Origin of the sequence: Pseudoalteromonas sp. M58, assembly GCF_042604605.1 — a bacterium.
Classification (GTDB): Bacteria; Pseudomonadota; Gammaproteobacteria; order Enterobacterales; family Alteromonadaceae; genus Pseudoalteromonas; species Pseudoalteromonas tetraodonis.
On record NZ_CP152390.1, the window covers coordinates 1,017,928 to 1,043,364 of the forward strand.

Sequence of the window (25,437 nt, forward strand, 5' to 3'; positions counted from 1 at the left end):
TTAGCAATTATGCTAAATTGCGCGGCCTTTTTGGTAATGTTTGGTGATCTATGTTTGTTGGTTTTGATTATGGTAGTTCTAATTGTGCTATGGGTATTTTAAACGAAGAGCGTGTTCAGCTCATTCCTTTAGAGCAAGGCAAACATTATCTTCCATCAACTTTATACACACATCATAGCGCCTTAGTCGTTGATTTTGTTGCGCAGTATTTGCAGGGCTCAGAGCATGAGCATGCCTATAAAACCGCGCGCCAACCCTTGCTTAATACGCTCCCGCGAATTAAATCAGACCTAGACTTACAAGCCGGCGACGACACTCTATTTATTGGCCGAGAGGCGATTAGTGAATATGTGCAATTTCCTGAAGAAGGTTATTTTGTAAAATCCCCTAAATCATTTTTTGGCGCAACGGGCTTAAAGCAAGGGCAAATCAATTTTTTTGAAGATATTGCCACAGCAATGATTTTAAAAATAAAACAACGTGCTGAATTATCGTTAGGGTATACGCTGAGCCAAACTGTTATTGGTCGCCCAGTGAATTTTCAAGCGGTTGGCGGTGAGCAGTCAAACCAACAAGCTGTGGGCATTTTAACACGCGCAGCAAACCGAGCAGGCTTTAAAGATGTTGAGTTTTTATATGAGCCACTCGCCGCTGGTATTGATTATGAAAGTGATTTAACGCAAGACCAAAAAGTATTGGTGATTGATATTGGCGGTGGTACCAGTGACTGCTCATTTGTACAAATGGGGCCAAGCTTTAGAGGAAATAGCCAGCGAGATGCAGACTTTTTAGCACATAGTGGTAAACGTGTTGGCGGAAACGATTTAGATATTGCTTTGAGCTACCATGGTTTAATGCCGTTACTCGGGCTTGGCAGTACGTTTAAATCAGGTTTACCGCTACCTAATCAACCATTTTGGCAAGCTTGTAAAATTAACGATGTGAATTTACAGAGCCAGTTTTATAGTGCTCAGCATTATCGTGAACTCAGTGCGCAGTTACGCGATGTCAGCGCCCCTGAACTTTACAAACGACTTATTCACTTACAGCAAAATAAGCAAGGTCACCAATTAGTTCAACAAGCTGAAGCGGCTAAAATTGCATTAACATCCGCAAATAGTTTTAATTGTGATTTAGCCTTTTTAGATAACTCATTAAGCAAAGATATTTCAGTCGCTGATTTAGCGCTTGCTGTTGACGATAGCATTAGCCACATTGTGACCTTGGCTAAACAGGCAATTACTGATGCGAATACCACTCCCGATGTGATTTATTTAACTGGGGGGAGTGCACAGTCTCCATTAATTAAAGCGGCGCTGAGTGAACATTTAGGCGACATAAAAATGGTGAACGGTGATCACTTTGGTAGTGTAACTGCTGGCCTTACTAAATGGGCCAGCATGCTTTATAAGTAAGCTACTATAGAGATATTTGTCGGGTTGCGAGGTACTTTTCGTAATCTGGCAGTGTTCGCTCAAGCTCTATATCCATTAGTGGTGAGCTAAGTAGCATATCGGCACTCACTTCATTACACGCCACAGGAATATTCCACACAGCAGCTAAACGGAGAAGAGCTTTAACATCAGGATCATGAGGTTGCGAGGCTAAAGGGTCCCAAAAAAAGACTAATACATGTATTTCATGCTCCGCTATTTTCGCCCCGAGTTGTTGATCGCCGCCCATAGGGCCACTTAATAATTGAATAACATCAAGCCCTGTTGTTTTCTCAATTAAATGCCCAGTAGTCCCTGTGCCATATAAAGTGTGTTTACTTAGAGTGGCCTTATGTTTTTCGCACCATAACTTAAGCGCGGCTTTTTTGCCGTCATGTGCTACTAAGGCTATATTTTTTTGCGCAGGTAGAGATTGTATTTTTTGATCCATGCTGATTCTTATTAGTTAGAGTAATAAATTGATCGCCAAGGCAATAAATACAATGCCTGTGAACCTATCAATCCAGAGCTGGCTATTTGGGTGATTTCTAAAAAATTGAGCTATTTTATCGCCGAAATAAATATACGTGCAGTCAATCGGAAAAGCAAAGATTGGATAAAGTAGCCCAAAAAATGCCAGCTGAAAGGTTGCAGATGACAAGCTAGGGTCAACAAATTGTGGGATAAAAGCAATAAAAAACAAAGCCACCTTAGGATTAAGCACTTCTGTCATCATGGCTTGAAACATGACATTTTTGTTTTTATTGGTTGTAACATGCGGTTTATCGCTTTGCTCACAAGATGGTGGCATAAACGTGCCTTTAAGCATCATAAAACCTAAGTAACATAAATAGGCTGCACCTGCATATTGTACGCTGGCATAGGCTGTTTCAGAGGCTTTTAAAATAGCACTTAAACCAACAACCGCAAAAAATGTATGTACTACGCCACCTAAAGCAAAGCCAAAAGCACTTTGCATACCTGCTTTTCGCCCGTTAGCAAATGTTTGCGCCATTAAAAACGCGTTTGATGGCCCTGGCGCAACGGCCATTAAAAAGCTGGCGAGTAAAAATGAGAGCAAAAAGTCAGGGTTGATCATTAAACAGTACAAAAAAGAAGTGATGAGTGATTTTATCAAGCAAATACAAAAATAAAAAGCGGGCATATTGCCCGCTAAGTTGAGGATACTAAGTTGTTATAAAACTAGCCGTTATACTTTTAAACATAACGAAGTGCTAAATTTATTAAAAACTAACGGTGATATTATTTGAACACACCGTAGTGCTCAGCGCTTCACATACTTGATATGTATAGGTGCCGCCACCTTTAGTATTAATGCTGTCGGTGTAGACATTATTATTTGCAGTGGTAATGACTTTGCTACCATTGCGGTAGATATCAACTTGGCTTGTTGCTGCGCCATTCCAACTTAAATCAACAAATTTAGTGCCTTTTGATTTGTAACCTGAAGCGCTAAGAGAGATATCATCTACGCCTGGCTCGGGATCAACGCCACCCGTGCCGCCACCCGCACAGCCGTTTGCTGTAAGGTAAGCATCAGCGTCTGCCGCTTTTACAATACCATAGCCAAAGTAATCATCACGACCAGCAGCCCCTTGATCTTGCGCTGTTGCTTTTAACGCATCGCGAATTTCTGTGCCTGTACAGTCTCTATGGTTAGACCATACTAGCGCAGCAATACCTGAAACTGCAGGCGTTGCCATTGACGTTCCACTCATAAAACCATAATCAGTTGCGCCAATATTAATTGTCACGTTTGTACTAGCAACTAATGCGCTACGATCTTCAAATGCAGCGCCTACAGCAGGAATTGAAGTATCGTTGGTATCACCTAGTGTTGCGTATAACATGCCGGCTTCATTGTTGATAATAACCGCACCTAAACCGCCTGAGTTTTCACAGTTAGCAACTTTGTCATAAAATGAAATAACACCACGATCAATCATACATACTTTACCAGCGGCACCTGGATCAACGGTTTCGCCGGTCCCCATAAAGTAGGCACTCGCCGTAACTTGACCTGCATTTTCCATTGCTGATGAATTATATGCTGTGCCATCGGCTGACATACTCGCTGCTGTAGCCATACCTGCAGGGTAGGTTGATAGCGTATCAACACCACCGGCTGTTACTTCTACACAAATGGTTTCATCGTTTGTTGCACGTTTACCACGACCTGATGAACAACTTGGGAATTGTGAAAAATCAGCAATTTGATTATTGGCATCATTAGCACCAACCATCATAACTGACGGGTAGCCTGCAGGATAAGAACGTACGTTATTACCATCATTACCCGCGGCAGCAACAACAAGGCCGCCTGCATTGGTAAAGTTAGCAAACGCATTTGATTCTGTACTGTTTGAGCCGCCGCCCCCTAAGCTCATACTAATAATGTTCGCACCTGCTTGAGAACATAAATCTGCTGCTTGAGCCAAGTCAGATGAGTAACCCCAGCCTGATTCGTTAAATACTTTAATAATGTGCATTGCCACACCCGGTGCCATACCCACCACACCAAGGTTGTTGTCTGCAGCACCAATTGTACCGGCTACGTGAGTACCATGTGGGCCACCATTATCAAACCAATTACCGGTGCCACTGTCGTTATCACCGGTGATGTTGCCCCAAATAAAGTCAGGGTTTGAGCTATCTAAGCCGGAATCGATAACACAGACTTTCATGCCTGCATTGGCATCAAAAGTTACTTGATCAACCTGTGATTGATAAACGGCATAAGGCGTAATTTGCTGCTGCATTGCATCGCCTACATCATCGTTAAATAATGACATAGGTACACGCTTATGATCTTCTTCAATGAGTTTAATATGTGGGTTGTTGAGTAGGCCTTTTAAGCTACTTAAATCTTGACCAGTAAATTTTGCGGCAATAAATCCATTACCATCTACTTTAATCTCACCACCTAGTTTTTTAGTAAGCGCTTTAACAACACCTTTTTTATTATTATCAACTTGAATGATGAAGCGATCGTTTGCAGCATGGGCAGTTCCGGCTGCAAAAATACCAGTAAGAACTAATGCTAAGGCGAGTTTATTCTTTTTCATATTATAATATCCTAGAATTAATTGGTTAATTTTCTGTTAACTTAAACCGACATTAAAATAATAAAAAGCAAAAAACAAGGTGTTTTATCTACAAAAACGAAATTATTTAACTAAAAATTAATTATTTTTAAACAAAAAATATATGTTTTGTTTGGATTAGGGGCGGCTAATCAAGTAGCACCTGAATTAGCCAAAATGAGAGAAGTATTGAAAATGCGTTAGTGGCTAAGCATATTTAGCATAACGAAACAGTAAATAACAAAAAGGAATTAATAATAGAAAGTGCGTACCAATAAGCTCTGGGGTTGATAAGTTTAAGTATTGAGTAATAAAAACCAATAAGCTTGCTCCACTCATTTGCATTGCTCCCAAAAGAGCAGAGGCGGTGCCAGCTTGTTTAGGAAATAAACTCAAAGCACGCCCAGCGGCAGAGCCAAGTGTTAAAGCAAAACCAAATGCTGCAATGAACATAGGGATCATTAATGCCAATGGCGTTTTATATTGGCTTAATAACAACATAAGTAAGCCGGCACTCACTAGCACTAAAAGGCCTATTTTTAAGGCTCTTTTAGGTTGGCGTTTAATGTAAATAGGCATAATAAAACTAGCAAGAATACTAAGCACTGCATTGAGCGAGAACCAAAAGGTAAAGTCGGCTACGCTGCCACCTAATTCAGTAATGAGCCAACCGGGAGCCAGTGTTACAAACACCAATATGGCTGACATAGTGACCATACATAACAAGCTATTAAATAAAAATAATGGGGTTGAAATGATGGGAAAAAAGCGTCTTAAATCTAAAATATGCCCCTGGTAATGACTGTCTGCTGGTCGTGTTTCCCTAAACAAGAATAAGGTGACAATAAACCCCAGTAATGCAAAACCGGTTAAAAATAGAAAGTTCATTTGCCAACCAAACTGTACGGTTAGCCAAGCACCTAAAATAGGCGCTAATGCTGGAATAAAGCAAACTATACCGTTTAGATAGGTAATTATTTGGCCACTGCGTTCACTACCAAACTTATCTCTTACTATTGCAAAAGCGACAACAAAGGTAGCGCACGCGCCTAATCCTTGAATAGCACGAGCAAACATCAGTACTAAAAAGCTAGGGGCATAATATGCACCCAATGCCGCCAGTCCATACAAAGCGACCCCAGTTAAGGCGACGGGCTTTCTGCCAAAACGATCAGCGAGTGGACCTGCAATTAACTGCCCCAAACCAACAGTAAGCATAAAAATAGCCACCGTTTGCTGTACTTGCTTTTCGCTCACTGAGAATTGCTCTGCGATAGTGGGAAAGGCAGGCAGGTAAATATCAATGCCCATCGGACAAAAAATGACGAGTAACGCTAAGATAAGTAATAAAGTAAAATTGGGTTTAGCGGGCTGTGTATGCATCAGGTCTCCTTTTGTCGGTATTTTAAGTGGCGACTGATGAAAAAGAAAGGGCTTATGGCCGATGTATCAGCCAACTTACCTACTTTTAACCTTATTATGATTATTTTTGTTTAAGTATCACACTTCTTTAAACTGATCCGATGTGTTAATTTGCTTTTTAAGCAAAGACAATGGAAAAATAATAATGAGTAATGAGTCTGCATTAATAAAAACATGGCATAAATTTAAAAAGTGGCCATGCGGTAACTGGCTTTTCAGTAAAGCAGTGTGTTTCAAGGCACCTTATTTTGGCTCTATGAAACCCACTATTTTAGATTTAAAAGCAGGGCACTGTAGTGCTGTGGTTAAAAACACACGCCGTGTACATAATCACATTGGAACAATTCATGCGATTGCTCAATGTAATTTGGCTGAGCTGTGTGCGGGAGTGATGGTGGATGCGACGGTACCGTATAAAACACACCGCTGGATACCTAAAGGTATGACAGTACAATATTTAGCTAAAGTAGACACAGACGTTACCGCGATTGCTGAAATTGAGTTGCCTCATCAATGGATTGATAAAGAAGATTTAGTGGTGCCGGTAAAGCTTTATAATACCCGAAATGAGTTGGTGTTTACTGCAGATATAACCATGTACATCACAAAGAAGAAGTAATTGCTAAATTATATTTTTATATAAAGTATTAAAAACAATGGTTTAGTTTATTGACTAAACCATTTTTTGTTCAGGTTTAACTTTTTGCAGTAGACGACTTGTTTACAAACGAAAGGCCACTGTCTTCATTGTCAACAATGGCTTTTACATCGTTAACCGGTTTTGGTTTATCTTTAGCATGCTCAATGACTTCTTTTTCAAAGCGCTGCTTTAAACTACCTTCAATAATCGCACCGGCTTCTATGCTTAGTGTGTCATGAAAAATATCGCCAAGGACATGGGCATTATTTTCGATCTTCACTTCGCTTGCATTTAAAGAGCCTATGATTTTACCTTTAACAACAACGCTGCTAGCCTCAACAACGCCTTCAACAACACCGGAGGAGCCGATAACTAAATGCTCAGCTTTAATATCACCGTCAATACGTCCATCGAGTTGCACTTCACCTTGGCTAACTAAAGAGCCCGTAATACGCACATCGTTAGAAATAATTGAGGGAGTATGACTCACTCGCTTGATTGATGAGTCCGTTTTTGCTTGTTTATTTTTACCAAACACGAGAAAGCGCCTTTGTTATTTTTAGTGGATTGACATGCTTGTCGTCTATTAATACTTCATAGTGTAAATGAGTACTTGTACTTCTTCCGGTACTGCCCATTAAACCAATGACATCGTGCTTTGCAACAACTTGGCCTTTCTTAACATTAACTTTGTTTAAGTGACCAAAGCGCGTTACAACGCCATTTTTATGTTCTAATTCAATAAAGTTACCATAACCACCATTGCGGCCAGCTCGACGTACCGTTGCATCGGCAGGGGCAAAAATTTCTGTTTTATGCCAGCCAGCTAAATCAACGCCTTTATGAAATGCGCGTCTTTTATTCATGGGATCTTTTCGAAGCCCAAAGTTGCTCGAAATATAATATTTTGCGGCAGGTAAGGGTAATGTGTTCGGCAAGGCGGTTAAAAAGTTTTCTAGCTGATTTAAAACAAGCAACTTATCGGCAATTGCTAAAAATGTATTGGGTATTTTACTTTCATCAAGTATGTCCAGCGGGCCACCTTGCGCCGTTGTTTGTGCCGCTAAGGCGAGGTGCTGTGCAAGTGCATTTTCAAGACCTGTGTCTTGCAATATTTCTAAAATAGCGTCGTGGCGTTGATTAATTTGCGCAGCTAATAAGGTAAAATTAGTATCGTATTGCTGATTTAGTAAAGTATAGCGCTGCTCAAAACTGGTGGCGCTATTATGGGCATGTTTGTTTTGTGACTTGTCATCTTCGAGCGGCTCATGGAATTCGCTCTCACTCTCATTTATAGGGGAGGAGTCAAGCTCACCCTCTAATTTAATGGCGTCTTTGCTAATAGAAGCAGGCAATGATTCAATCATACCTTGTAATAAAGCTTGTTTTTGTTCTAGTTCAGCTAACTGTTCTTGTTGTAATGCATAGCGTTGCTGCTGCTGCTTTACTTTTTGTTGCCACTGCGCTTGCTTATCAAGTTGAGTTTGTTCGATATGAGATATTTGGTGTGTTTGCATATACACACGAATACTAGAGACACTCATCCACACAATAGCGGTGATAATAATAGCGAGTACAGAAACTTGTAACCATGGCGCCAAAACCACATGCTTTACTTCGCCATTTTGGCGAATAAGCAGCTGGCGAGCTGGGAAGTTTTTATGAAAAAAAGATTTTATGAATACAGGCATGTCACATATTTACTGACTATTAACGGATTCAAGATAGCAATTTCAACTAAAAAAGCCAGAAAAAAATTGTAACTATGGCTTAATTAATAAAAAAGGGCGGCTTATTCGGCCACCCTTTTTTACTAGTTTATTGATTTTGCAATTATTTTGCTGGCAGTACCGTACTCTCTACGCAGCCGAAGCCAATACGTGCAAAACCTTCTTTTTCACACCAGCCACGCATTATCACGTTGTCGCCGTCTTCCAAGAAGCTACGCTGTTCGCCGTTGCTTAAGGTGATTTTTTCTTTACCACCACGAGAAAGCTCAAGTAATGAACCAGCTTCTTCATGAGTTGGGCCTGATTGCGTTCCAGAGCCCAGCATGTCACCTGGCATAAAGTTACAACCGTTTACCGTATGGTGAGTCACCATTTGTGCCACAGTCCAGTAAGAATGCTTAAAGCTAGATTTAGATACTTGTGTTGGATTGTAGCCTTCATCACGCATTTTTTGCGTTTGAATTTTAACATCCATTTGAATATCAAATGCGCCTTGATCACGGTTAGCCGTTGATTCTAAATATTCCAATGGTTGCGGATCATTTTCATCACGCGTCCAGCTTGTTCTAAATGGTGCAAGTGCTTCGGTAGTTACAATCCATGGTGACACGGTTGATGCAAAGTTTTTTGCTAAAAATGGACCAAGCGGTTGGTATTCCCATGCTTGTAAATCACGTGCTGACCAATCGTTGAAAACACAAAAGCCAAACACATGTTTTTCAGCATTTTCAATGGCAATAGCATCACCCAGCTCATTACCCTTACCCAAGTAAATACCCAGTTCAAGCTCGTAATCAAGACGCTTACACGGACCAAATGAAGGTACTTCTGCGTCTGGCGCTTTAGTTTGTCCTTTAGGGCGATGGAACTGCTGACCAGATACGCCAATAGATGACGAACGACCGTGATAACCAATCGGTACCCACTTGTAATTCGGTAGCAGTGGGTTATCAGGGCGGAATAAACTACCTACGGCCGTAGCATGATAAATCGAGGTGTAAAAGTCGGTGTAATCGCCAATGCGACACGGCAGAGCAAATTCAATCTCGCTTTGCGCAATAAGTGCGTGTGTAAGTTGTTCTTGATGCTCAGAACCTTCACGTAATGCTTTCGATAATGCTAAACGTAGGGCTGACCAATATTGCTCACCCAGACCCATAAACTCATTTAGTGTAGGTTTACTTGCTGCAGCAATGGCGACTTGAGCATCGCCACTAAAAATAGCGAGTTCATTTACTTTTGCTAAATCAATAACCTGATCGCCAATGGCAACCGCGCCTCGGAAAGCTTCGTTGCTATTTTTGCGACGTACTTCGGCAAAAGGTAGATTTTGGATAGGGAAGTCACATTGTGCATCATTTGCTGATGCAACCCAGCTAGTTAAATTTATATCATGGGTTTCGTTAATTAAACTCATTACATTTCCTTTGGTTTAGTTGGTCGCGCATATCAATTTATTAGATAAGAACATAGCACCAGCAAATTTTAAATATCTACTAGTTATATGGTGATGAAAAGCGCGATTTAAACACGCAAAGAGAGATAAGCTCTCTTAGTTACGATTAAACGACAAAAAGCAGCGAAATACGCTGCTTTTTAGAGTCATAATTTTAATTATAAAACGCCGCGGCGTTCTTGATCTCGCTCGATTGATTCGAACAGCGCTTGGAAGTTACCTTCACCAAAGCCACCATCGTCAACACGTTGAATCATCTCAATGAAGATAGGGCCAAATAAGTTTTTAGAGAAAATTTGCAATAAGTAGCAATCTTCGCTTTGGCTATCAACCAGGATTTGATGCTCACGAATCTTTTCTTTGTCTTCTTTAACCCATGGTACACGGTCAAAAATAGTATCGTAGTACTCAGGGATAATATCTAAAGTGGCGATAGTTGATTTATCTAACTTATCAAGTGAGCTCACTAAGTCATCAGTTAAAAAGGCTAAATGCTGTACACCTGGGCCATTGTATTCGCCTAGGTATTCATCAATTTGGTTATTGTCGTTACCTTTACCTTCATTGATTGGAATAGAGAAAGTGCCACAAGGTGATTTTAATGCATAAGAGAGTAAGGCTGTTTTTTGGCCTTTAATATCAAAGTAGCGCACTTCGGTAAAACCAAACACGTCTTTATAAAAGTTAGCCCATGTTTCCATTGTGCCTTTATAAACGTTGTTAGTTAAGTGGTCGATACGTAAGAACCCTTTATCATTAACGACGTTTTGCTCAGCTAAATCTTCAAAGTCGTTTGCGTAGATAGAGCCTTTATCGCCAAACTGTTCAATAAAGTATATTAAGCTGTCGCCAATGCCGTAAATGGCAGGGTACGGTAAGTCTTTATTTGCTGCATCAGTAGCAGGCTTAGCGCCACGCTCCACCGCTGCTTCAAACGCCGCTTGAGCGTTCTCTACGCGCCAACCCATAGAACAAATTGCTGGGCCATGATTTTTAGCAAATTCAGCTGAAAAACCATCGCGTTCATTATTTAGTAAAAAATGAATATCGTTTTGGTTGTAATAAACAATGTCTTTACCTTTGAATTTTTTTAACTTTGAAAAACCAAAATCGGTAAACACTTTATCCATGTAATCGGCATCGGGTGTTGCGTACTCGGTAAATTCAATACCAACCAAACCTAAAGGGTTATTTACTTCACTCATTATAATTACTCCCGCAATTAAGCACTGCGATTATTAGTTATCGTATTGCCTGCATGATTAACCAGATTGGTGTTTTGGGGAAGAGGGTGTTGTTATTTAGTAAATAGCGCGTGTGTAAATTTTACGAGACGGTTATCAAAGTATGTTGGTTATTTACATACGAGCAGGTGAAAGTAAAAATTAGGTAGCGAGATAAAAGTACAGGTTTTCTTATTAAGTTTTTGATTATTAATAGTTTAATTTAATTTATTTATATGTGTTTTTAGTTTTTTTGCGCTAAAAAAAGTGCGGTTTTTGTATTTTATTATTTACACTTTTAATGAGTTTGGTTAGCTGCGATATATATAAAATCAAAGAGTATTGATGGTTTGCTGCTATAAACTCGTTTGTGCACAGTGATGAGGTATAAATAATAAACGGCTGAATGTAAAAATTGTGTGGTTTAATCTAGCGGCCATAAAAATACCCCCTGCAGTTAACTACAGGAGGTATTTGATATCATTTATCAAAGCTCATAATTATGCGTGTGATAAATCTAAATTATTGTGTTGGTGCGGTTTGTTCTAAACCTTGTTTTTCCCATATTTTAGCTTTAAAACTCATCAGTACTAAGATGATACCTACACCGATACTAAATAAGGCAATTTGTAGGTAAAGGTTCGGGATTTCTTCAACATTGTTAGGATCAAAGTTACCAGCAAGTAATCCTGAAATAACGTTACCGATAGAGTATGTAAGTACGAATACCCCCATCATTTGACCAGTAAAGCGGCGAGGCGATAACTTACTTACAGCGCTCAATGCAACTGGGCTTAAACAAAGCTCACCCACTGTGTGTAAGAAATACGTAGTAACAAGCCAATAAGGTGCTACTTTTAAGCCTTCAGCGGCATAGTGTGCTGCCATAAACATTACTAAAAAGCCTGAAGCCATAATAACGAGGCCCAACGCACATTTTACGCTGTAAGTAGGCGAGACCATTTTTTTAGATAAATTAATCCAAAAAGCGGCAAAGAATGGTGATAGCGCAATAATGAACAATGAATTTAGAGATTGGAACCAGGTCGTTGGAATTTCAAATGTGCCAACCAGACGGTCTGTATAGTCACGAGCAAACAGATTTAATGAAGAACCGGCTTGTTCAAAGCCAGACCAAAAACAGGCTGAAGCGACACAGACTAAAAATAGCGCCCACATTCTTTGTTTTTCAGCATCGGTTAGTTTGCCTTTGAAGTATATAAGGCCAAAGTAAACGAAAAAGATAACAGTAAATATAACTGCGGTGTATCCTGCAACAATCGATGGGTTAATGACAATAGCACCCGTCATCGCAGCAGCGGTAACACCGGCGGTCGCGATAACAAATGCAGCAATACCACCCCATGCGCGCGAAGTACCTTTAGGACTTAATGGGTTAGCAGGTAAGGCGCTGTGATCTGGTAAGTTTTTAAGTGTACGCTTGTATTGAATTAAACCAATACCCATACCGACAGCCGCGGCACCAAATGCCCAGTGCCAACCTACGTTTTCCATAAAGTAACCACACACGTAGTAACCAATTAAAGAACCTAAGTTAATACCCATGTAGTAAATAGCGAAACCACCATCACGGCGCTCATCTTCGTCAGTATAAAGCTGACCAACCATGGCACTGATATTAGGTTTTAGTAAACCAGTACCTGTTGCAACAAAGATCAAACCAATGAAAAATGAATATTCATGTGGCACGGCTAAAATAATATGGCCACACATGATAATAATACCGCCATACCATACTGCTTTTTGACCACCAAATAATCTATCTGCTAACCAACCACCAGGTAAACCTAAAAAGTATACTGAACCTGTGTATAAGCCATAAATTGCAGCAGCAGAAGCAACGGTAAATCCTAGGCCTTCTTGTTGTAAACTTGCTGTCATAAATAATACGAGCATCGCTCGCATACCGTAGTAACTCATTCGTTCCCACATTTCTGTGAAAAACAGGGTTGAAAGTCCTTTAGGGTGACCAAACCAGCCACTGTCAGAATTTGAACTCATATTTACTTCCTAATTCATTATTGTTTTGATGACCTTGTGGTTTTTTATTTAGCTAAATTTTTACTCATAAAAAGTATAATAAATGCTCGATCATCAGTGTTTTTATGCAGCTAAGGTAATGGTTTGCTAAACGCAGCTATACGTTTAGGTAAGAGTCACACCCTTATCCTAGTTACAATTGCGCCTAAGTATACATAGACCTTTGTGCGAGGGGAAGCGTTGAGCGCGCTATCATACATCGGTTATGTAATTGTTAAATACCAGTGTGTGAACCCCTATTTGCTGCAGTAAACACCTAAACTTATCAAAAAATATCTTTAACATCATAGGTAACATTGTCATTGCAAAGTTACCTTTTATATTGTTTGAACACGCCTTAAAAAACAAATAAAAGCTTTGTTTTACGGGTAGTTACAGCTACCAAATTTTTCAATAATAGTTAACCTTTACTACTTTAATTTAATAATCACCGCTTAGATTAAACATGAGCGAATATTGGCGTATGGACAGTAATGATTCGCTCATTTCAGTATATAATTTATACAAGGCCAGCTTGACTAAATTGAGTTGCAATAACCCCGACTTTTAGTGAACAGCCAAGCTTGAATTCGTTAAGTGCTTGAAAAAGCCCTCTAGTTAGTAAAAAAACATTTTTTCGTCCAAATTTCTTTACAATAAACTATGCTCGTAAACAGAGTTAGCGTATTATTCACGCCAACTAGTTTTTCCTTACCTGAGGGTGTATGCGTTTAGATATTCACTGTGCAGACCGAGTTGGTATTGCTCAAGAGATTCTTAATATTTTAGTTAGCTACAATGTTGACTTAAAAGGGATTGAAGTCGACTCAGTAAATTGTCGTATGTATGTGAGTTTTCCTGAGATTGAATTTGAACAATTTCAAAAAATCATGCCGTCTATTCGCTTAATCGATGGTGTACATGATGTACGCACAACCGCGTTTTTACCGTCTGAACGTGAGCACAACGAACTTAACACCTTATTAAGAGCACTTCCTGATGGCGTTATATCTATTGATGCTAAAGGGTGGGTACGCCTGTGTAACGACGCAGCCTGCAAAGATTTACAATTAACAGAAAAAGAAGTCACCGGTGCTAATATTAATAATTTGCTCAAAGGCTTTAACTTTACCCGTTGGTTAGAGGGCAAAGAAGTACTGGGGCAAACCACGCGTGTTGAAGTAGCTGGTGAAGATTTTATTGCTGATATTCTGCCTATTGCGGTCCCTCAAGGCAGCGAAGGCGATGTATTAGCGGGTGCGGTAATTAATATAAAATCGCAAAGCCGTTTAGGTCAGCAAGTGAGTGCTTTTAGGCGTTATGGCCAAGAAAGCTTCGCGACTATTCATAACTTTAGCACGGCGATGCGCCGTGTGGTTCGCGAAGCGCGAAAAATGGCGCAACTTGAAGCTCCCATTCTTATTACGGGTGAAACGGGGACGGGTAAAGAGTTGCTAGCACGAGCTTGTCACTATGCATCTAACCGCTCAGTAAAACCATTTATTGCTTTATCGTGTGCCTCGTTACCAGATGATGTTGCTGAGTCCGAACTATTCGGTTATGCCGGGTATGAAGAAAACGCAGCGCCTAAACGTGGTGTACTCGAACAAGCGGATGGTGGAACGGTATTTTTAGATGAAGTAGGTGAAATGTCGACGCAGCTACAAACTAAATTGCTACGTTTTTTACAAGACGGTACATTTAGAAAAGTTGGCGACGAAAACGAAGTTAAAGTGAACGTGCGTATTATTGCTGCCACGCAAAAAGATTTACCAGCAATGGTTCAAGAGGGCGTATTTAGAGAAGATTTATACTACCGAATTAATGTATTAACACTGGAAATTGCGCCGCTTAGAGATCGTAAAGCGGATGTTGGGCCACTTGCTGAACACTTTATTCAAAAATATGCGCAGCAAAATGGCCATACAGTCCCCGAGTTATCTGAAGAATGTTTAACGTTTTTACAAGATTACCCATGGCCTGGCAATGTACGCCAATTAGAAAATGCGATTTACCGTGCGGTATCGTTGTTAGAAGACAGTGAACTGCGCGTTGAACATTTACAGTTACCTACGTTTACCCATGATTTAGGCTATTTAGAGTCTGATTTTGAGGGCTCGCTTGATCAAGCGGTTAAGCGTTTTGAAGCCACCTTACTGCGTAAGCTTTATCCTGCCTATCCTAGCTCTCGTCAGTTAGCTAAACGCTTGGGACTGAGTCATACTGCTGTGGCTAATAAATTGCGTGATTACGGCATTAACCGCAAAACGGTTAAAGTTTAAAGATAGATACCCAAACATCCTCATTTAGTGATTGATTCCTTGGTTCAAAAACAACCAAAGGAGTCAATCGCTATGATACACTGATAAAAACTCAACTGGTAAGACCTCTACTGTGAACTTATATTTTAGACTACTGCTGTTATTTTTTAAAATTAAACGTAATCGTGACTATCAATCGTTGTTAGATACGGTTGATATAGACTACAAAGCATTACCAAGTGACTGCGATATTAATTTGCATTTAACCAATTCACGCTATTTAGCGATGATGGATTTATCGCGTACCTGGATGACTGAACGGGTTGGTTTGCTTAAGCAAATAATGAAACGTCGTTGGTTTCCTATTGTTAATGCGACAGCTATTACCTACATCCGCGATATTAAGCCAATGCAACGTTTTACTATTAGTACGCGTTTGGTTGGCTGGGATCATAAATACTTTTACATTGAACAAAAGTTTCATTCAGAGCGTGGCTTACATGCCATTGCTTATGTGCGCGGCGTGTTTAAAAGTAAGAAAGGGGTGGTCAGTGTTGAGCATATGCTCGAGGTTGCAGGCTTTGACGGGGTTGCCCCCATTTTACCGGCTGAAATAATTCACTGGAAAGAAATGCTTGAGCAAAAAAAAGTAAATAACTTACCTCGCTAAACACAGGCAAAAAAAAAGGCCTAACGGCCTTTTTAACACACACATAAACGTTATTAAAACGAGTATTTAAGACCAAACATGGCAACAACAGGGTCAAGTGACACGGTTGATGTTAATGCTTTTGCGCCATTAGCATAAACAGTCGCATCAGTATCAATATCCATGATAGATACCATAGCGTGTAGGCCCCATTTTTCATCAATCTTGTAGTTAGCACCTACTTGAGCAACAAAACCAAATGAATCATCTAGTTTTACTTCTACATCGTTAGTTCCTAACGTTGCTTTAAGTGCTGCAGAAGGCTGTTCGTCAAAGAACGTCGTATAGTTAATTCCCACACCTACAAACGGACGAAGTGCATAGCTGCTATCTAAAAAGTGGTACTGTGCAACCAGTGATGGTGGTAAATGTTTAATATCAGCAATTTTATTACCAGCTAAACCACCAGTACCTTCTACATCATGAGAAAACGGCGTTGCTGCAATAAGCTCTAATACCCATTGGTCGTTAAATGCGTAATCTACAGTAATACCTAACTGAGTATCTGAGTCGCCTTTTAAGCCTAGAGTGGGTGCTTCGTTGATTTTTGAACCATCGTTATCTGGATTAACATTAATTGCGCCAACATTAACACTAAAGTTAGCGTGTGCTGCAGGAGAAAGAGCCAGTAAAGAAGTAAGTATTGCAATGCTTAGTTTAGTTTTCATGTTGTTCTCCGTGAACTACTGTGTGACTATTTGTTGATTGAGGCTATTATTGCTCGAGGTTAAAAATAAAAACCTGTTCTAGATCAAAGTTTCAAAAGCGGATGAGTAAAGAGCCTCTATTTATTGATTTAGATTAAACTTTTACTTAATTAGTGCTTAAAAGTTATTGACTGATCACTTAAATACAAGCCGCAAACGAAGTATTCAGAATATAATCAGCTAGTTTTGTTAAACTAAGGCTATATTCACGGTTTAATAAAAGTAAGCGACCTCATGAATCCCTCTGGTCAACTATTTCTTCAAGGCTCCATTGCTAAAGCGCTGTTGAAATTAGGTATTCCTATTATCCTCATTAATATATTGCAGTCGGCTTATCAGCTTACGGATGCATTTTGGGTTGGGCGATTAGGAGCAACTCAAGTCGCTGCAGTGTCTATTAGTACCCCGATCACTTTTTTAGTCATTGCTATAGGCTCTGGGCTTGCAATGGCCGGTGCTATTTTATCGGCGCAATACATGGGGGCAGGTCAGCAAGATAAAGTGAACCATGTTGCAGCGCAAACGGTGTTAATGGTTGCATTTACCGCCTTAGTGTTAGGGCTCTTAGGTTATGTACTTTCCCCATACTTTTTAAAACTGCTAGGCGTTGAGCAGGCGGTTTACAGTGATGCGCTTAAGTTTATGCATGTGTCCTTTATTGGCGTTATTTTTGTGTTTATTTACGCCATGTTTCAATCGCTAATGCGGGGTATTGGGCAAACTAAAGTGCCTTTAATCATAGTTAGCACCACTGTATTGCTTAATTTTATACTCGACCCGCTATTTATTTTTGGTTATGGCCGTTTTGAAGGGCTTGGCGTTATGGGCGCTGCGCTGGCGACTTTGGTTACACAAAGTTTAGCGGCGCTTGCGGGAATTATTATATTTTTACGCGGTCGCCATGGCATTCAATTACAGCTAAAAAGTTTTTATCCCGATTGGCAATATATGAAACGGGCTTTTTTCTTAGGGGCGCCTGGCTCTATTGAATTATCAACACGTGCTTTTGGCTTGATCATCATGTCATTTTTAGTGGCAAGCTTTGGAACCGTTACCATTGCGGCTTATGGCGTGGGCTCTAATATTTTGCAAATGGTGATGATCCCTGCCATGGGTTTATCAATGGCGGTATCAACCTTGGTGGGGCAAAATATGGGCGCCGGAAATATTAAACGGGCTGAGCAAATAACGAAGCTTGCCAGTATGTGGGGATTAATAGGCCTTTCTTTTGTTGGGGGCATTGCTTACTTGTATGCTGATACGCTGGTGGCATTTTTTATTCCCGAAGATAACAGTGTAATAAATAAAGGCGCGCAGTTTGTTCAAGTGATGTGTTTAAGCTGGGGGGGAATTGGTGTTCAGCTTTGTATTGTTGCTGCTTTTCGTGCCTCTGGGAATATGCTTAATGCCATGATTATCGCGTTATTATCACAATGCGTGGTGCAGTTTCCTGCCGCTTATATTCTTTCTAATCACACTTTGCTTGGCGATCAGGGAATATGGTATTCGTTTGCAATTACGAACATAACCATCGCACTGATAGCGTTCGCTTGGTTTATGCGTGGCGCATGGAAAAAAACCAGATTAACCAAAGAAGATAAACACATTGTGCAGGTGACACGAGAAACATTAATAGAAGAGGGCACACGTTAGCCTGTACTTTCATAATGCGGTCATAAAAAGTCGTTGTAATAAATACACTGCTAAAACGAGGTGTGTTTATTATGACAAAAGCTATCAACAAAAAAGTACCCGCGCCGTACTTAACTATTGCACAGTTAAAAACGCTCAGTCACTTACAAACGCTGATCCAATTTAAGTCAATTACGCCTAATTCCGCTGGTGGTATTGAGTGGCTGGCACATCAGCTAACTGATTTAGGTTTTAGCATTGAGCAGTTTAGTGCCCATAATGTCACTAATTTAATTGCTAAAATATCTTTTGGAGCAGGCCCTGTGGTGGCATTTTCTGGTCATATTGATGTGGTCCCTGCTGCGCAAGGTGGCTGGTTAGCTGATCCGTTTGATGGAAAAATAATTAATGATGCGATTTATGGGCGTGGTGCCGCCGATATGAAAGGAGGCATTGCAGCCATGCTTAGCGCAACGCAGTCGCTAATACATAGTGCGCAGCAAAAGCAGGGCACCTTGTATTGGTTGATCACCTCTGATGAAGAAGGTGAGGCAGAGCATGGCTCAGTGTTGATTGCGAAACGCCTAGCACAACAAGGTGTTGTACTTGATGGCTGTATTGTTGGTGAGCCTACAAGTCATTTGCAAGTGGGCGACACCATAAAAAATGGCCGACGTGGCGCGCTGTCAGCACGTTTAACCATTCAAGGAAAAGCAGGACACGTGGCCTATCCTGAAAATACCATCAATGCTGCGCATATCAGCGCTGAAGTAGTGAATAGATTAACCCAAATTGATTGGCTTTTAGATGAGCCAAGCTCAAAAACAAGCTTGCAAGTTACCGGTATTAATATTGATAACGTGCTTGATAATTTAGTGCCTGCTCAATGTGATATTACGTTTAATATTCGCTACAGCCATGGGTATAAAAGTACAGATGTGAAACAGCTGGTACTTACTGCACTGAATGATTTAAACGAATATTTAACGGTGCAATGGGAGCGCCCATGTGAGCCTTATTATACAAGCCATAGGGCAGAGCGCTGCTTACTCGCCCAGCTAGAGCAGGCAATATTTAACGTGACCGGAAGCTATCCAGTACTTAGTACCAGCGGCGGGACTTCAGATGGGCGGTTTTTTGCAAGTAAAAACACGCAAGTGATAGAGTGCGGGGTTTTAAACCAGACCATTCATCAAGTTAATGAACATGTGCCCATTAGCGACTTGTTACAAATAGAGAAAATATACACCCAACTATTAGTACATATATTTAGCCAGTCTAATAATCAGGGGATTTGATAAATATGAAATTGCCTAAGTTTAAGTATTTAAGTTTAAGCGCCCAAGCTTAGGCGCTTAAGTTAATATTTTAACGGCAAAACTCAGTTTATTGAGGCGGTGTCTTGCGCTCCCAAATAGCGTTTTGCTTTACTCGGTTTTACTTTCTCAAGGTCGACCAATACCAATCCATCAATACAATTATTAAATTGCGGATCAATACTAAAACTTAAAAACGTTACCCCATTTGGCTCACATAGCTCGGTGTATTGTTTAAATAGTGTGGGTACATGGGTGCCCATATTAGCCAGTATGTGTTTAAGTTCTACAAAGTCTTCTTTGATGTTGTTACCCATAAACAAATTAGTGCATTGAATCTGCTGCTCACGGGTATGACGAAAAGCATTGTTAGGCGTTGCGAGTGACTTTTCAGAGCCATAATAGTGCTGATAATAATGCACCAGTAAGGATTTTGCTTGCTCTGGCAGTGCGTTTGACACACTCACTGCACCAAATAAGTAACGATACTGAGGGTAGCGATTAATAAAAGCACCAATGCCATACCATAAATAGTCGAGGCTTTTTCTGCCCCAGTATTTGGGTTGTACAAAACTACGGCCTAATTCTATGCCTTGCTTGAAGTATGGCGTCATCTCTTGGGTATAATTAAATAAGCTATCGGTATAAAGCCCACGTTGAGAGTGCTGTTCAATCACATCCTGCGCGCAGGCTAATCTGTAAGCGCCAACTAGTTCGAGTGATTGTGCATCCCATAAGACTAAGTGTTGATAATGCATGTCGTATTTGTCTATATCACGGCGATTGCCACTGCCTTCACCTACTGCACGAAAGGCAATTTCCCGTAAGCGACCCAGTTCACGAAATAACGGTGAGCTGCCTTGGTATTGGTATAAATAAATAACCATGCCATCACTGGTTTTACCTAAATGTTCACAGCTTTCGATGGCTTTTTTTAATTCTTTTTTACACTCTGGTGAGGCAATAGGGGCATGAGTTTTTAGTGGCAGTGTTTTTTTAGTGGTTAAACGGTACAGCTGTTTTCGTATAAGCTCGACCACTTCCTTGTCTTTTAAATCGGGTATTAAATAAGATTCAGGAGCAATGGAGGCGCCTATTTCAAATTCGAGCGATTTTTGGCGCTGTTTAAACATTTCTTTGACTAGTAATAAACTGGCAAGCGGTTTATATAGCATAGAGGCACCGTAAAAAAGCGGGCTGTTTCTGGCTTTTATATGTATGGGTAAAATTGGGCTATTGGCTTTTTTAGCGATACGTAAAAACCCGCTGTTCCATTTACAGTCTTTGATCCCTGTTGGTCGAAGTCGAGAAACTTCACCCGCAGGGAAAATAAGTAATGCTCCTTCATTTTTTAAATGCTGGTGGATATTACTAAGCTCTTGTTTTTTACTTTGCCCCGACAAATTATCAACGGGTAGTAATAATGAATGCATTGCATCAACGGTCATTAGCATTCGGTTAGCCACGACTTTTAAATCGGCACGCACCGTCGATAACACATTAATTAATGCAAGCGCATCTAAGGATCCAATTGGATGATTAGCAATAATGACAATTTTCCCTTCACTGGGAATATTTTCTATTTGTTTTGCTTTGTATCGAGTGTCAAAATCAAGTTCATCAAGTACTTGCTCGACAAATTCTATTCCTTGAAGATGGGGATAAGTTGTTGCAAAGTTTGTAAACTCTTGTTCATGTAATAAGTAGCTAAGGCTCTTTTTTACCAGTTTTTTTATTTTAAATGAGTTAGTTAACTGTGGTAAGTTAGTCGCAATTACTTTATCTACACTGATCATACGCACCTCTTTTTTATACTAGGCTAAAGCCAATATGTTTAGCTTAGAGTGCGGATATGACAATACGCGGTCAGTTGTGTGACTTTTTAAAACCGTTTACATACTATTGAATTGAACCATATCAGTACTACTATTCAGGGTTACTTTTTAAGGAATCATCATGTCAGTTTTGGTGGCTATAACAGGCCGAGACAACACAAAATTAATAGCAAAAATGCAATCACGATTGCCTAGTATTCGAATTGAAGAACTTGATGATTGCCAAAATTTAGAGAGTGTAGAGTTCGTTTTAGCGTGGAATGCGCCTGCATCACTGTGGCCCACGTTACCAAACCTAAAGGCTGTGTCATCATTTGGCGCTGGCGTTGATAGCATTGATTTAAGTTTATTACCTGCGGATGTAGAGGTCGTGCGTATTGTTGATAAACAGTTAGCCAACGATATGGCTGAATACGTACTTACCCATGTATTAGCACAAAAATTGCGATTAAAAGAATATGCAATAAAGCAACAGCAAAGTATATGGAAACCTAAAAGAGCGCATAAACATAATCAAGTAAGCATTTTAGGGTTTGGCGAACTAGGTCAAGCATGTGCACATAGGCTGGTTAATAACGGTTTTAACGTAAATGCTTGGAGCCGAAGCCCTAAAACATCAAACATTGCGACACTCTATCATGGTGATGACGGCTTAACACAGATGCTTGCGCAAACCGGTTATTTAGTATGTTTATTACCGCTTACCAGCAGTACCCAAGGCATTATTAATAAACAGTTACTTGAGCAACTGCCTGAACATGCTGTGGTGATTAATGTGGCCAGAGGTGGGCATATAGTAGAAGCTGATTTACTTGATGCACTTAACAATACACGTATACGCGCAGCAACGCTTGATGTGTTTGCCAGTGAACCACTACCAAGCGAACACCCTTATTGGTTGCATCCAGGTATTACTTTAACACCGCACTGTGCTGCGTTGTCAGATCTGGATAGTGTTATTGAACAAATAGCAGAAAACATTTTGCGTTTAAAAGCGAAACAGCCATTAATAAATTGCATTGATAAGCAGCAAGGTTATTAATTGGCAGTTGTTGGCCTTCAAGGATTAAAATTTATTTAATTTTTAACAGAAACAGCTTGTTAACATTTGTAATTTTTATTATTGTTAAAAACAGTTCTAACAATAATAAAAAAATAGGATGAATTATGAAACCCAATCAAGGGGGCGCAAAAATTAGCATCGTGGTTGTATCTATCATTATATTAGGAATATCTGCCTGGTTTAATCAAGCCAATGCGGCAGCGCTGCTGATCTGACCCTTATTTTCACAGCAAGATTTAGCTACGCTTGCTGTGTATTTCTCTGTTTTGATGCTTTTTATCATCACTTTTCTTCAATAAAACATACGTCGCACCACTTCCTCCATGCTGCCTAAGTGCAGTATGAAACGCTAAAACGCATGGAATTGTTTGTAACCACTGATTTACGTAACTTTTTAATATCCCTGGCTTGGTTTTATTTTTAATACCTATGCCATGGCGAACGAGTACCATTCTTATATTTCGCTGATGGCAGTCTTGAACAAAGGCTAATAATGATGCGTGTGCATTTTTTAAAAGTTGCCCATGTAAATCAAGCGTCGCATCAAGCTGATATTTCGCTAATCTTACATTTTTAAAAACCGCGCTTTGTACGCCCTCTTTTTTAAAGCTTAATATGGCAAGTGGATCGAGTAATTCAAGTGGTTCATCTAACGGATTAAATTGTTCACTGTTTAAGTTTAATTGTGCAGCTTTGTTTTTTTCTTGCTGGGCGATGACCGTTTTATGGCTTTTAGATGGTAAGGTCACAGTGTCATGCGTTATGGGGGTAACATCTTCCATAGAGGATAAGAATAAATCGAAATCTGACAACGGCATGGGCTTATCTCAAATTAGGCAAGGGTCTGTTGACCTTTGCGGATTAAAATTTGTTCAAGCTAGGGGCGGTTTAATCGCGGCGCGAGGTTTGTAACCTAGTGGGCTAAGTAAAAACCGAGCAACAAAGAGTAAATCGCCCCTAGGTAGAACCCAAAGGGCAGCGCCTGTTTGGCATTGATGCTGCGTTATCACCTATCTATGGGGAATAACCACACCACATAGGCTCAGCCTTGCCTAAATACCAAACAGACTGCTGCAAATTTAACCTTGAAAGGTCAACAGACCCTATTACGAGATAAATTTTAACTTAGTTCAAACCCAGACCCAAGATTTTTAACAGTGAGATATAAAAAAGCCCAGAAAAACTGGGCTATAAAATATTCTAAGGGGAAGTAATTAATGCTGAGATACGCTAAATTGCCCAAACGTATAAACTTTGAACAAGTAAAATGTGTTGATCAACACTAAACTCATATTTGAAATAATACTCGACGACATAAGATCTAAGCTAAATGATAGGAATAACAAACCACACGCACTAATCGCAGCAACGCGAAGCAGTGTCAGTTGGTTGATAAAGAATGCACCTAAACCTAGTGCAAGTAGTAATGTATTTAAAAGCCAATCTAGCTCGTTTAGCATGGTCGTTTCAATAGTTCAGTTGTTGAAAAAAGGAGCGCCATTATGTTGATCTTTTGCACAGCTTTCAACCAAGTAATTTTAAATTTTCAGATTAGTTTTTTTAATGCTAAAAGTAGGTCATTAATACCGAAAATAATCCCTCTTCAGCAATAACATGATATTTTTGGCAGCTTTGTGGTTGCTGAAGATCTACACAGAGGTATAGTGTTCTGCGATGCTTATCTAGTCTAGGGTGCAGCGTTGAATCCAGTAGCTTTGGTTTATTGGCAAATAGCCCTGGCCAATAAATACTTTTGCTAACCATGGCTGATTTTTTATAGGTGAGTAAACTAGGCTTTGGCGCTAAAACAAATATAAGTAATAATATCGTGAAAATAAAAAATGCGGTTAGTTTGGCGCCACGTTTTACACTTACTACGCGCGGGTTTGATTGTGAGCCAAGGTTTGCAGGCTTGTTACTAAGTATTGGTTTAACATAGGCCGCTTTATTTTTTTTGCGACGACTCTTTTTTGTATTTTTCGACATAAAGCAAATCTGGCCTTTTTGGCTTAGCTCTCTATAATAAAGTAAATATTTGTATTTTAAGCAAATCACCAATTTCGCAGACACGGCTTTTAGCCTATAAGGATTATATATGAATACGCAGCTATCTATTTTAATAGTTGATGATGTTAGCACGGTGCGTAGCTTTCTAAGTCAAACATTGATGCATTTAGGGATAGAGAATGTAAAAGAAGCGTCTACGGCCGCGCAGTGCATAAGTGAATGCCGTGCAGCAAACTTTAACATTATATTTTTAGATATAGAGCTACCTGACGGCGATGGTAAAGAGCTTATTGCGCAGATAAATGAGTTATCACCAGAGACAAACGTGGTGATGGTGTCGGCGCATTCAGGCGTTGAAAATGTGAAGGATGCAATAGATAGAGGGGCAAAAGGATTTGTGGTTAAGCCATTTTCACCGAAGAAAATTGCGGCGATGCTGAAAAAGTTTTATCCAGAGCTCGATAACGTTTAAAAAGCGTATTTATTTTGGGTAAAAAAAAACCGGCAAAAGCCGGTTTTTTTAATCTTGCAAAAACAAATTATAGCGCTTTAATTTTAGCAGCTAAACGGCTCTTATGACGAGCAGCTTTGTTTTTGTGGATTAGACCCTTAGTTGCGTAACGGTCTAGGATAGGTGTAGCAACAGAAAAAGCTTGCTGTGCAGCTTCTTTATCGCCAGCTTCAATAGCTACGATTACTTTTTTGAAGTAAGTACGCATCATTGAACGACGGCTTGCGTTGTGCTGACGGTTTTTTTCGCTTGTGATAGCGCGTTTTTTTGCAGACTTGATGTTAGCCAAGGTTTGCTCCTAACAATCTTAAATAAAGCTTAAATTAAAGGCCGTGGAATATGCCTGTT

Annotated in this window: 23 protein-coding genes; 8 read left to right on the top strand and 15 right to left on the bottom strand. The window is 40.0% G+C overall.

Going from position 1 to position 25,437, the window contains the following annotated elements:
• Nucleotides 1-50: 50 nt before the first annotated feature.
• Entirely contained in the window at nt 51-1,415 is a 1,365-nt protein-coding gene (gene yegD / locus AAGD16_RS04730) for a molecular chaperone (protein ID WP_377113979.1), read from the top strand.
• A gap of 4 nt (nt 1,416-1,419) precedes the next feature.
• Here the strand turns inward: yegD and AAGD16_RS04735 are convergent, their stop codons facing one another.
• The 4 genes from AAGD16_RS04735 to AAGD16_RS04750 form a co-directional block, all read right to left on the bottom strand.
• Nucleotides 1,420-1,884, bottom strand: coding sequence for a methylglyoxal synthase (locus AAGD16_RS04735; RefSeq protein WP_013464445.1), 465 nt, complete (start codon nt 1,882-1,884; stop codon nt 1,420-1,422).
• A 15-nt stretch (nt 1,885-1,899) separates the two neighbouring features.
• The gene (locus AAGD16_RS04740; protein WP_024602846.1) at nt 1,900-2,532 is read right to left on the bottom strand and encodes a LysE family translocator; all 633 of its coding nucleotides are present in this window, start codon (nt 2,530-2,532) and stop codon (nt 1,900-1,902) included.
• A gap of 145 nt (nt 2,533-2,677) precedes the next feature.
• Entirely contained in the window at nt 2,678-4,519 is a 1,842-nt protein-coding gene (locus tag AAGD16_RS04745) for a S8 family serine peptidase (RefSeq protein WP_028835400.1), read from the bottom strand.
• A gap of 225 nt (nt 4,520-4,744) precedes the next feature.
• Complete coding sequence (locus AAGD16_RS04750) at nt 4,745-5,920, bottom strand: multidrug effflux MFS transporter (RefSeq protein ID WP_013464448.1); 1,176 nt, start codon at nt 5,918-5,920, stop codon at nt 4,745-4,747.
• A 184-nt stretch (nt 5,921-6,104) separates the two neighbouring features.
• On the opposite strand from AAGD16_RS04750, the gene AAGD16_RS04755 reads away from it, so the two are divergent.
• Nucleotides 6,105-6,578, top strand: a complete 474-nt coding sequence (locus AAGD16_RS04755; RefSeq protein WP_016899426.1) for a hotdog fold domain-containing protein — start codon at nt 6,105-6,107, stop codon at nt 6,576-6,578.
• A 76-nt stretch (nt 6,579-6,654) separates the two neighbouring features.
• On the opposite strand, the gene AAGD16_RS04760 is transcribed toward AAGD16_RS04755, so the two are convergent.
• From AAGD16_RS04760 to AAGD16_RS04780, 5 genes are all read right to left on the bottom strand, one after another.
• Entirely contained in the window at nt 6,655-7,137 is a 483-nt protein-coding gene (locus AAGD16_RS04760) for a polymer-forming cytoskeletal protein (protein ID WP_013464451.1), read from the bottom strand.
• On the bottom strand, nt 7,127-8,290 hold the full coding sequence (locus AAGD16_RS04765; protein ID WP_377113986.1) for a M23 family metallopeptidase: 1,164 nt from the start codon (nt 8,288-8,290) through the stop codon (nt 7,127-7,129). Before AAGD16_RS04765 ends, AAGD16_RS04760 begins: the two co-directional genes overlap by 11 nt.
• 142 nt (nt 8,291-8,432) lie before the next feature.
• On the bottom strand, nt 8,433-9,746 hold the full coding sequence (fahA, locus tag AAGD16_RS04770) for a fumarylacetoacetase (protein WP_028835398.1): 1,314 nt from the start codon (nt 9,744-9,746) through the stop codon (nt 8,433-8,435).
• Nucleotides 9,747-9,943: 197 nt separating this feature from the next.
• Complete coding sequence (hppD, locus tag AAGD16_RS04775; RefSeq protein WP_016899429.1) at nt 9,944-10,990, bottom strand: 4-hydroxyphenylpyruvate dioxygenase; 1,047 nt, start codon at nt 10,988-10,990, stop codon at nt 9,944-9,946.
• Between the two features lie 540 nt (nt 10,991-11,530).
• Nucleotides 11,531-13,030, bottom strand: a complete 1,500-nt coding sequence (locus tag AAGD16_RS04780; RefSeq protein ID WP_013464455.1) for a peptide MFS transporter — start codon at nt 13,028-13,030, stop codon at nt 11,531-11,533.
• 743 nt (nt 13,031-13,773) lie between these two features.
• On the opposite strand from AAGD16_RS04780, the gene tyrR reads away from it, so the two are divergent.
• A complete protein-coding gene (gene tyrR, locus AAGD16_RS04785) occupies nt 13,774-15,330 on the top strand; it encodes a transcriptional regulator TyrR (RefSeq protein WP_013464456.1) in 1,557 nt (518 codons plus the stop codon).
• A gap of 112 nt (nt 15,331-15,442) precedes the next feature.
• Nucleotides 15,443-15,979, top strand: a complete 537-nt coding sequence (locus tag AAGD16_RS04790; RefSeq protein WP_016899430.1) for a thioesterase family protein — start codon at nt 15,443-15,445, stop codon at nt 15,977-15,979.
• Between the two features lie 53 nt (nt 15,980-16,032).
• Here the strand turns inward: AAGD16_RS04790 and AAGD16_RS04795 are convergent, their stop codons facing one another.
• Nucleotides 16,033-16,686 (bottom strand): OmpW family protein, encoded by a 654-nt coding sequence (locus tag AAGD16_RS04795; RefSeq protein ID WP_013464458.1) that lies wholly within the window; start codon nt 16,684-16,686, stop codon nt 16,033-16,035.
• Between the two features lie 273 nt (nt 16,687-16,959).
• On the opposite strand from AAGD16_RS04795, the gene AAGD16_RS04800 reads away from it, so the two are divergent.
• A complete protein-coding gene (locus AAGD16_RS04800; protein ID WP_013464459.1) occupies nt 16,960-18,378 on the top strand; it encodes an MATE family efflux transporter in 1,419 nt (472 codons plus the stop codon).
• Nucleotides 18,379-18,449: 71 nt separating this feature from the next.
• Nucleotides 18,450-19,655, top strand: a complete 1,206-nt coding sequence (gene dapE, locus AAGD16_RS04805; RefSeq protein WP_377113994.1) for a succinyl-diaminopimelate desuccinylase — start codon at nt 18,450-18,452, stop codon at nt 19,653-19,655.
• 83 nt (nt 19,656-19,738) lie between these two features.
• Here the strand turns inward: dapE and AAGD16_RS04810 are convergent, their stop codons facing one another.
• On the bottom strand, nt 19,739-21,469 hold the full coding sequence (locus tag AAGD16_RS04810) for a lysophospholipid acyltransferase family protein (protein WP_024602838.1): 1,731 nt from the start codon (nt 21,467-21,469) through the stop codon (nt 19,739-19,741).
• Between the two features lie 160 nt (nt 21,470-21,629).
• On the opposite strand from AAGD16_RS04810, the gene AAGD16_RS04815 reads away from it, so the two are divergent.
• Nucleotides 21,630-22,550 (top strand): 2-hydroxyacid dehydrogenase, encoded by a 921-nt coding sequence (locus tag AAGD16_RS04815; protein ID WP_377113998.1) that lies wholly within the window; start codon nt 21,630-21,632, stop codon nt 22,548-22,550.
• 257 nt (nt 22,551-22,807) lie between these two features.
• Here the strand turns inward: AAGD16_RS04815 and smrA are convergent, their stop codons facing one another.
• The 3 genes from smrA to AAGD16_RS04830 all read right to left on the bottom strand — a co-directional run bounded on the left by smrA (nt 22,808) and on the right by AAGD16_RS04830 (nt 24,557).
• Nucleotides 22,808-23,389 carry a DNA endonuclease SmrA gene (gene smrA / locus AAGD16_RS04820; protein WP_377114001.1) on the bottom strand — a complete coding sequence of 194 codons (582 nt, stop codon included), beginning with the start codon at nt 23,387-23,389 and terminating at the stop codon, nt 22,808-22,810.
• 396 nt (nt 23,390-23,785) lie between these two features.
• Nucleotides 23,786-24,031, bottom strand: a complete 246-nt coding sequence (locus AAGD16_RS04825; RefSeq protein ID WP_013464466.1) for a hypothetical protein — start codon at nt 24,029-24,031, stop codon at nt 23,786-23,788.
• A 106-nt stretch (nt 24,032-24,137) separates the two neighbouring features.
• Nucleotides 24,138-24,557, bottom strand: coding sequence for a hypothetical protein (locus tag AAGD16_RS04830; protein ID WP_377114006.1), 420 nt, complete (start codon nt 24,555-24,557; stop codon nt 24,138-24,140).
• Nucleotides 24,558-24,666: 109 nt separating this feature from the next.
• Between AAGD16_RS04830 and AAGD16_RS04835 the strand changes: the two genes are divergently transcribed.
• Complete coding sequence (locus AAGD16_RS04835) at nt 24,667-25,050, top strand: response regulator (RefSeq protein ID WP_008114419.1); 384 nt, start codon at nt 24,667-24,669, stop codon at nt 25,048-25,050.
• 67 nt (nt 25,051-25,117) lie between these two features.
• Here the strand turns inward: AAGD16_RS04835 and rpsT are convergent, their stop codons facing one another.
• Nucleotides 25,118-25,378, bottom strand: a complete 261-nt coding sequence (gene rpsT / locus AAGD16_RS04840) for a 30S ribosomal protein S20 (RefSeq protein ID WP_008114420.1) — start codon at nt 25,376-25,378, stop codon at nt 25,118-25,120.
• Between the last annotated feature and the right edge of the window lie 59 nt (nt 25,379-25,437).